Genomic DNA, 8,377 nt, shown 5'->3' with positions numbered 1-8,377 from the left:
AATTAGAGATGTGTTTGAAAAGTATCACATAAAGCCAGATGAAGAAAAAGATAAAGAATTTACTTTGAAAGTTGAAAGTGAATTAAAACATCTATACCCTAATCTTTTTGATAATTGAAGGAGGCATAAAGGCCTATAATTACAGGCCCTTATTTGATTTATTTCTTTGAGTCTATAGTACAATCTACTCCGTCATAATTAATTGTTCTTTTACATTGTAATTTTATAAATGAGCCAGTATTTTCACCCGTATTCTTTTTCGCCGAATCTGGCGTGTCAACAAATGCTAGTATGATGGCTGATATAAGTAATATCCAAAACACCCCTAAGTAAAATAGTTTAGCCTTATCTTTACTGTGAAGATCCTTTGTGAAGTAAGTCCAGTTGAATATTTTAAAATTAATTTTTTTAGGGCTTTCCTTACCTATTGCTTGCGTTAAGTCAATAACACTTTCAAGACCGTGCCCTATGGATTGTTCGATAGCAATCCCTTTTTTAACTGCCCCAATTAATAAAGGGTGGTACCAATACACATCAACAAAAAAGAATAGTAGCCATATTATTGCTGCGCCAAAAGATAAGATGGTTGAAACAGAGGTGGAGTGCCCAAAAAAAGGCAGGGCAAAACCTGATTTAAAACTTATTCCAATTGCACCGATGAAAGCCGATAAGATTAAAATCGCGAAATTTCTTATCTTCATTGCAAGGTCATTGAAATGTTGCTGTGTGTTAATGACTTGCTTCCAAATGTCGACTTTAATTTTAAGCAATTCTAGATCTGGCTTTTTTTGTTCAGTATCGTCACTCATTTTTTCTTATATTCCATAAAACTAAAAATATCCAATATTTCAGAGAATTTGTCTACTGTATAATTGGCATGTGTATTTTTATTTTCATCTTTAATTTTTTTTTCACGCTCGACATCATCATTCGTCCAATGTGTTACATCTCTTAACAGATTGTACCCTTCAAGGTTATCGATGAAGTGAGTTGTACCATATCGAGCAAATACGTCATCTACTCCTGCTTCTTGCGCCATAGCAATATCTTTCATCTCACTATCACCAATATACACACAGTTCTCAGGAAGCGTGTTGACAGATTGAATGATATCTTTAAGGATTCTAGGGTTAGGCTTTATCTCTCCTTTTGGCGTATGCTCATTTTTGGTGATTTTAAGATCATATTTCTGTTGTGTAATTACACCATGTGGAACTTCATGATCTTCAGGCGAAAAGAGTATGTCGATTATTCCATCTAAACCCAGTTTTGATATTCTATAGTTAGAGTAAAATTCCTTGGATTCAGTGTATCCTATAATTAGAACACCTTTTTCTTTGAGTGTTGTTAATGTATCCATTACGGTAGGGTACAAAGTCAGGTGTTTTTTTCTAGCACTACGATAAGCGTGTATTGCCTCATCAAGTGCACTATTTATGGTATCACGATTTCCATATTTAGATATAAGGGATGGTATTTCCTCTAAAACAAATGCGTACTCTGCAGTGCCGTGTTTTTGGTGTATTTTTCTTATTTCTGCTTTTAATTTTTCGACGGGTACTCCACTTATTTCCGAAGTCTCATTTAACATGGCATTGAAGCTCTCATACCAAACGGTAAACCAATCGAATAATGTATTGTCAAGATCTGTTATTAATACGCTCTTCATATAATCTCCTATTAATTTATTATTATTTCATCAAGTAATTTGTTTTACAAGCCAAGCCCCACCATTCCATTAATTTTATTCTATGCTCTAAATAATTTGATCTATTATATGCTCTTCTAACTTCATTTATATCTGAGCGCGCTAAGGCCGCTTCAATAACATCAGAATTGAAATCAGCTTCATTCATTGCAGTACTTGCTATTGAACGGAGTCCATGCGCTACTAATTTGTTCCCATATCCAATCCGTTTTAAAGCTGCATTAGCAGTTTGGCTATTCATAGGTTGTTTTGGATCATTTCTGCTTGGAAAAACATATTCTCTATGAGCACTTATAGGTTTCATAATGCCAAGGATGTCTAACGCCTGGGTAGACAAAGGAACAATATGCTCACGTTTTGCTTTCATCCGCTCTGCCGGGATTGTCAATAGTTTCGCATCGAGATCGATCTCTTCCCACCGAGTACCAGAAGCCTCAGAAGGGCGAACAAGTGTCAGGAGCTGCCATTCGATTAGGCAGCGAGTCGAAACTGAAAGATTAGACATGACAAGTGAACGCATTAGCTTTGGCAGTTCTTCTGGTCGTAAGGTTGGCATGTTTTGCTTTTTAGGCCGCTCAAAAGCCATACCAACACCAGATGCTGGGTTTGAATCAATCAAACCGGTGTTAACTGCGTAAGTCATGATTTCGTTTATGCGTTGTACCAGACGGCGAACTGTCTCAAGTGCTCCACGTGCTTTGATAGGTTCAAGTGCTTCAACTAACGTTCTAGCTTTGATTTCCTGAACAGGGATATCCCCAATGGCGGGGAACACGTCTTTATCCAGAGAACGCCAAATATCTTTTGCGTAATCCGGGGTAACGCTTTTGCTTTTGAGCTGAATCCAGTTAGCGGCCACGGTGGAGAAAATACTGTCGAGGGCAATTTGCTGCTGTTCCTCTGTGACCTCTGCTTGAACCTGTGGGTCGATGCCTTTGGCTAACAATGAAAGATAGTCAGCCCGTAATGCTCGGGCATCGGCAAGCGAAAGGGCAGGGAAGGAACCTAAACCAACCATCGTTCTTTTTTTGGTGGCCGGTCGTTGATACCGAAAGCGCCAGAGCTTTTTTCCGGTCGTCTTTACGATGAGGAATAAACCTTCAATATGATGAAGCGACAGTACTTCCTCGCTTAGAACATCGGTGTGTGCAAAAGGGCAAGTTGTTAGCGTCATACGGCCGCACCTTCGTGAATTGGTATACGTTTTTAGGCTTGCACCTTGCCGTGTACCAAAATGTATACCAATTAACACCGAATTCAGCGGGTTCTTCTAAGGCCGCTATGCACAAATATAGATACAAAAAAGCCCGCAAGGCTTACGCTGTGCGGGCTTTCAGGACTTCATATCAGGCTCTGGTGACCATCAACAAAGAATTTTGGTGGAGCTGGGGGGAGTTGAACCCCCGTCCGAAATTACTACGCCGTCGGTACTACATGCTTAGTCTATCTTTACATTCGCCGGGCAACTGCGGGTAGACACGCCATTACCAAACTATCCTGATTAGTTTTAGTGCTTCAACCCCAGGCAAGGTTTACACACGATCTCTTTTGGGTTTGACTTCTCTTGATCCCCGTCTTAAGAGCGGAAGCTAGGGAGAGAAGGCTCTAAGCAGGGTATTAAGCTGCTAGTGCGTAGTTTTCGTCGTTTGCGACTATTTTTTTGCGGCTTTTTACGAGGCAAACCGCCCCTCGGCATGCACCTTGGGTTTCGCGAATCCCGTCGAATCCAGAATCAGCCCCACAAGTGTTTTGTAAGTATAACAGAGTTGTAGCTCCACTGACTACCCCTCATCCCTGTTAACGCTCGCGCAGCGCTTCGCGGGCGCGGTTAAACGGTTTAATCAGGTAATCGACGATGGTTTTTTGCCCGGTTTTGATGTCGACGGTGGCGACCATACCTGGCGAAATTGAAAAATGGTGTCCAGCTTTGTTCAGCAGGTAGTCCTGTTGGGTGCGTATAAATACCCGGTAGTAGACGATTTCAGGTTTAACTTTGTCCTGAATGGTATCCGGGGAGATAGTTTCCACTTCACCTTCTAACCCGCCGTAAATGGCGTAATCGTAGGCGGTGACTTTCACCAGCGCGCGCTGCCCTGGGTGGATAAACGCGATGTCGCGCGGCGAGAGGCGCGCCTCAATCAGTAGATGGTCATCAATCGGGACGATTTCCATCATTTCACCGTTGGGGGGGATAACGCCGCCGATGGTGGTCACCTGGATATTTTTTACGATGCCACGCATGGGGGCGCGCACTGTCATGCGGCTCACCGAATCCTCGCGGCCTTTGATAATTGCGGAAAGCATGTCTACTTCGGCGTTTGCTTTGGAAAGCTCTTCACGTGCCTGCACATAATATTGCGAGCGCAGGTCGGTGATTTTGAGTTGCAGGTCGCTTTTTTGCCGCTGGAGGCGCAGCACTTCAACGTTACTGGCGGCACCGCTTTTTGCCAGGCGCTGAGTTATCGCCAGCTCTTTGTTAACCGATACCAGCGCATCTTGTATATCCGCTGTAGAGTCATTGAGTTGTGCGCGGCGGCTTTTATACAGGCGCATTTCGGAAGCGGTGAGATCCGGCCAGGCTTTGAGTGAATCAGGGAAGACCAGCGGGAGATCGCTTACTTCCGCATTAAGCCGCACGCTGGAGGCAAGCGATGCGCGGTAACGTGCGGCACTTTCGCCAACGTTTGATTCTGAGCGTGTTGGGTCAAGCCGGGCAACAATTTGCCCTGCCTGAACTTTGTCGCCTTCATGCACTAATACTTCAGTGACAATACCGCCGTCGAGGGACTGGAGTATTTGTTCACGTGAACTAGGCACGACTTTCCCGGTACCAGTCGAAACCTCATCAAGAGTGCCAAACCACGCCCAGACGCCGAGCAAAATAAACAGTAAAACGCTGAGGATGATAATGCGGCTTGCCCCGGAAAACTCGCTTTCTCGCTGAATATCCGGATCATCAATGGCGGCATCACGCTGACTGGTTTTCATTTTTCCACTCCCGTCCGTTTGCTTGCGCGGCGGCGCGGCTATTACTCAGAGCCTGCGCTTTTGGTGCATCCATCACCAGTTGTCCTTCCTTAAGTACCAGCACACGTTCCACCAGCTCCAGCATCGGTACACGGTGTGTGGCGACTATCAAAGTGCGATTACCGAGCCATTGCCCCAGGCGCTGAATAAATTCGCGTTCGGTATGGTCGTCAAGCGAAGCTGTGGGCTCATCGAGCAGCACAATATTGGGTGAGCGTAATAACATGCGGGCCAACAGGATGGACTGACGCTGGCCGCCTGAAAGCCCGGTTCCGCCTTCCATAATGGCGTGGTCGAGCCCTTTTGGCAGATGCTTAACAAAGTTGCCTGCGCCGCTAATTTCAAGCACTTCGAAGATGGCTTCATCGCTGGCATGCGGTGCGCCCAGGGTAAGGTTTTCACGCAGCGTGCCGTAAAACAGTCGAGCGTTCTGGCTCAGGAAACCGATATTGCGCCTCAAATCAGCCATATCAATTTGCGTCATGCTCAGATTGTCGAGGCGCACGTCACCGCTGACTAAATCGACCCCGCCAGCTAAAGCCTGCAAGAGTGTGGATTTGCCCGCGCCGTTGCGCCCCAGCACTGCCACTCTTTCACCTTGCTGGATCTCTAAACGAGAGATGCGTAAAGGAATGCGTTGGTCGTCGCTGTGGTAGCGAAACTGCGCGTTTTCAAACAGATAATGGCCGTGAAAGATGTCCTGGTGCACGAGGCTTTCGTCGCGCTGAGTTTCCACAGGCAACTGCATAATACTGTCCAGCCCTTGCTTCGCTGCTTTGACTTGTTGCCAGCGGGCCAGCACGCCACACAGGTTTGCCATTGGCGCAATCATGCGCGATGCAAGCATAGAGGCGGCAACCATTGCGCCGGTTGTCATATCACCTTCAATGACCAGTGGTGCCCCAAACAAAATTACTGCCGCATACACCAGGCTTTGAATGGTTATTCCCCAGCTAATCAATCCTTGTGACAGTTGGCGGGTGCGCAGACCGGATTCCGCCGTAATGCGGATGTAGCTGTTCCACTGCTGCAAAAAGCGGTTTTCCGCCTGCATGAGCTTAATATCTTCCAGCCCTTGCACGCTCTCGACCAACACCGCATTGCGTAAGGTCGATTCATGCGCCGACTGGTTGGCAAGCATCGCCAACTTTTTTTGCAGCAGAATGCCTGGCAGCACCATCAAGACCGCAGCGACAGGTGCTATCCATGCCAGTTGTGGCGCGATGATCGCAAGAACGATGATAAACATGAAAAAGAACGGTAAGTCGACGATCGTTGAGATCGTCGATGATGTGATCATTTCGCGGATCTGTTCTAGCTCGCGAAGCTGAGAAATAAAGCTGCCGGTAGAGCGGGGAACCGCGCTGTTACGCAGGCGCAGCGCATGGCTGAAGACGCGGTCGGAAATGCGCATATCTGCACGCTTGCCGAGGACATCCATAATATGGCCACGCGCCACGCGCAGCAAAAAACCAAATACCACCGCCAGCATCACGCCGGACGCAAGCACATAAAGGGTGGGATATGATTGCGCCGGGATCACCCGATCGTAGACTTGCATCGAGAAAATAATGCCGGAAAGTGACAACACATTGACGAGGAACGCCGCGAACATCACCGGGCCGTAGGGCCGCCAATCCTGCATCACCAGCTGTTTTAGCCAGTCCGGGCTAAAGCGCGAGATATACGCATCTACACGGCTATCTTTAAGCGCTGAAAGTGGGCGCAGAGCAGCAACAAAGCGGATTTCTGGCAGGAGTTCACTGAGTGCTACACGGTTGGTCTGGCGTTCATTATCAATCACGCAGATATCAACGGTATCCTCACCGTCAAAATGTTCGATAACCGCCAGTTGCCCATTTTTTAAGTCGACAATAACGGGCAGTCGCCATTGTGCAATTGCGAGTTCAGGAGCGCTCAATAGGTGAAATGAAAGCCCGGCCTGGCGTGATAACTGTGTCAGGGCTGAAAGCAGGCCCTTATCTTTAAACCACGGCGCGTTAGCCTGAATAGTGCCTGGCGAACATACGACGCGATAGTGTGCAGCAACATGGCTGATAGCATGCGCCCAGTTGCTCAGTGCTTGTTCGGTAAGTCGTTCATCAACCGGTGGGGGTATGTTGCTCATGGCTGGATCTCCAGTGACTGGATGGTGCGATGTTCCAGACCAAATGCATTGCGCAACCGGCCGCTGTTATACAGGCAGTTGAGCTGCAATTGATGAAGTTGACTGAGTGTTTGCTGCTGAGCGAAACGCGCCTGGAAGACTTCCTGTTCGGCGTTGAGCACATCTAGCAGTGGGCGTGAGCCTAAACCGAGATATTGCTGTTGGTACAACTCGCGCGTCTGCGCACTTAACTCTTCCTGGCGTTGTAAAACCTGAATTGCCCCCATCAGGCCAAGAGCCTGGCTACGCGACTCCATGAGCTTCTGGCGAATATCAAGGCGTGTACGCTCAACGCCGGATTGCGCCGCTTCAACCGCATGGCTTGCGGCATTGCGGCGCGCGGTCAAACCGCCACCCTGATAAAGCGGCATTTCGACTTTGATAAATGCAGAGTATTGGGTGCGATCCAACACTTCATGGCTGGCGTATTTATCGTTCAGATAGTGCTGAACCTGAGGCTCCAGCGAGATAGTCGGTGTCATCTGCGCATTGGCGTAATCGAGGTTAGCCTGTGCAACACTTGCCTGTGCCCAGGACGCCAGAACGGCGGGCACCAGGCGGTCGTCCGGTTTGGCAACATCACAGCTTTTGCCGAGTTTGTCGGGGAATTCGTTGCTGATACCGTTGAGATTATTCCACCCCAGCCAACTCATTAATGTGGCCTGAGAGCTGTCGAGGTTGGCCTGATATTGAATCAGCTGTGAACGTGCGGACTCAATACGTGCATTGGTTTGCACCACATCGGACATTGATGTGGCGCCTTCATCATTACGCTGCTGGGTCAAATGGCCGATCGCACTCAAGGCATCTAACTGTTCTTTAGCAATGTCCACCATCTGCTGCCACATCTGCACCTGAACCATGGCGACAGAGGTATCGTGGCCGACGTTATCAATACTGACCAGTACGTTGGCTTGTTCCTGGGCAACACCTGCGCTTTCAGCGCGCACCTGGCTTGAAACTTTACCGAAGTCATAGAGCATCTGGGAAATGGACAACACTAACGACGGGCTAAAGCCGCTGTCTGTGTAACTGTTGCTATAGCCATTGTTCATACCCGCGCTGATTTGTGGATAGTATTTCGATTTTGCGACGTTGACTTGTTCAGACTGGCCAGCGAGTTTGCCGATGGCTTCGTGAATACTCGGGTGCCAGGTAACAGCGCGGTTTACCGCATCGTTGAGGGTGAGAGTGCCGGGCGCGGGGGCGTTTAGCGGCAGTGAAGAAGAGCCGTCAAGTGCAGGGAGTTCTTGTTGTTCGGCAAGTCCCTGCGTGGAAATGAACTGTGGAGTGTCATCGGCATACGTCTGGGCTACACACAGGCTGCATGCCAGCCATAACGCGACAGGCTGTAATCTTCCCATATTTTATCCCTATAAAATGTTTAATGTCGGGTGGCGGCTTGCGCCTATCCGACCACCTAATCGGTGTTGTTGGGGGGATAAGCGCCAGCGCCATCCACCGATTATGTTTTT

The 8,377-nt window shown here is 48.0% G+C and carries 6 protein-coding genes and 1 other RNA gene; all 7 read right to left on the bottom strand.

The features are described from left to right. Window positions 1-158 precede the first annotated feature (158 nt). The 7 genes from M979_RS12490 to M979_RS12460 all read right to left on the bottom strand — a co-directional run bounded on the left by M979_RS12490 (window position 159) and on the right by M979_RS12460 (window position 8,266). Window positions 159-809, bottom strand: a complete 651-nt coding sequence (locus M979_RS12490; RefSeq protein WP_064555115.1) for a hypothetical protein — start codon at window positions 807-809, stop codon at window positions 159-161. Next, complete coding sequence (locus M979_RS12485; RefSeq protein WP_064555114.1) at window positions 806-1,669, bottom strand: HAD family hydrolase; 864 nt, start codon at window positions 1,667-1,669, stop codon at window positions 806-808. The genes M979_RS12490 and M979_RS12485 overlap by 4 nt, the downstream gene beginning before the upstream one ends. Window positions 1,670-1,691: 22 nt before the next feature. Beyond that, a complete protein-coding gene (locus tag M979_RS12480) occupies window positions 1,692-2,882 on the bottom strand; it encodes an integrase domain-containing protein (protein WP_064555113.1) in 1,191 nt (396 codons plus the stop codon). A 203-nt stretch (window positions 2,883-3,085) separates the two neighbouring features. After that, window positions 3,086-3,448, bottom strand: a transfer-messenger RNA (tmRNA) gene (gene ssrA / locus M979_RS12475). Between the two features lie 57 nt (window positions 3,449-3,505). After that, window positions 3,506-4,669 carry an HlyD family type I secretion periplasmic adaptor subunit gene (locus M979_RS12470; RefSeq protein ID WP_122974029.1) on the bottom strand — a complete coding sequence of 388 codons (1,164 nt, stop codon included), beginning with the start codon at window positions 4,667-4,669 and terminating at the stop codon, window positions 3,506-3,508. Window positions 4,670-4,676: 7 nt separating this feature from the next. Further along, window positions 4,677-6,863, bottom strand: coding sequence for a type I secretion system permease/ATPase (locus tag M979_RS12465; RefSeq protein WP_064555111.1), 2,187 nt, complete (start codon window positions 6,861-6,863; stop codon window positions 4,677-4,679). Beyond that, entirely contained in the window at window positions 6,860-8,266 is a 1,407-nt protein-coding gene (locus M979_RS12460; RefSeq protein WP_064555110.1) for a TolC family outer membrane protein, read from the bottom strand. The genes M979_RS12465 and M979_RS12460 overlap by 4 nt, the downstream gene beginning before the upstream one ends. Between the last annotated feature and the right edge of the window lie 111 nt (window positions 8,267-8,377).

This window comes from Buttiauxella noackiae ATCC 51607 (genome assembly GCF_001654865.1).
Classification (GTDB): Bacteria; Pseudomonadota; Gammaproteobacteria; order Enterobacterales; family Enterobacteriaceae; genus Buttiauxella; species Buttiauxella noackiae.
This window is presented reverse-complemented; position numbering and strand designations above follow the sequence as displayed.

Coding starts and splice junctions, on each gene's coding strand:
- M979_RS12490 (WP_064555115.1), bottom strand. CDS start 809: ATGAGTGACGATACTGAACAAAAAAAGCCAGATCTAGAATTGCTTAAA.
- M979_RS12485 (WP_064555114.1), bottom strand. CDS start 1,669: ATGAAGAGCGTATTAATAACAGATCTTGACAATACATTATTCGATTGG.
- M979_RS12480 (WP_064555113.1), bottom strand. CDS start 2,882: ATGACGCTAACAACTTGCCCTTTTGCACACACCGATGTTCTAAGCGAG.
- M979_RS12465 (WP_064555111.1), bottom strand. CDS start 6,863: ATGAGCAACATACCCCCACCGGTTGATGAACGACTTACCGAACAAGCA.
- M979_RS12460 (WP_064555110.1), bottom strand. CDS start 8,266: ATGGGAAGATTACAGCCTGTCGCGTTATGGCTGGCATGCAGCCTGTGT.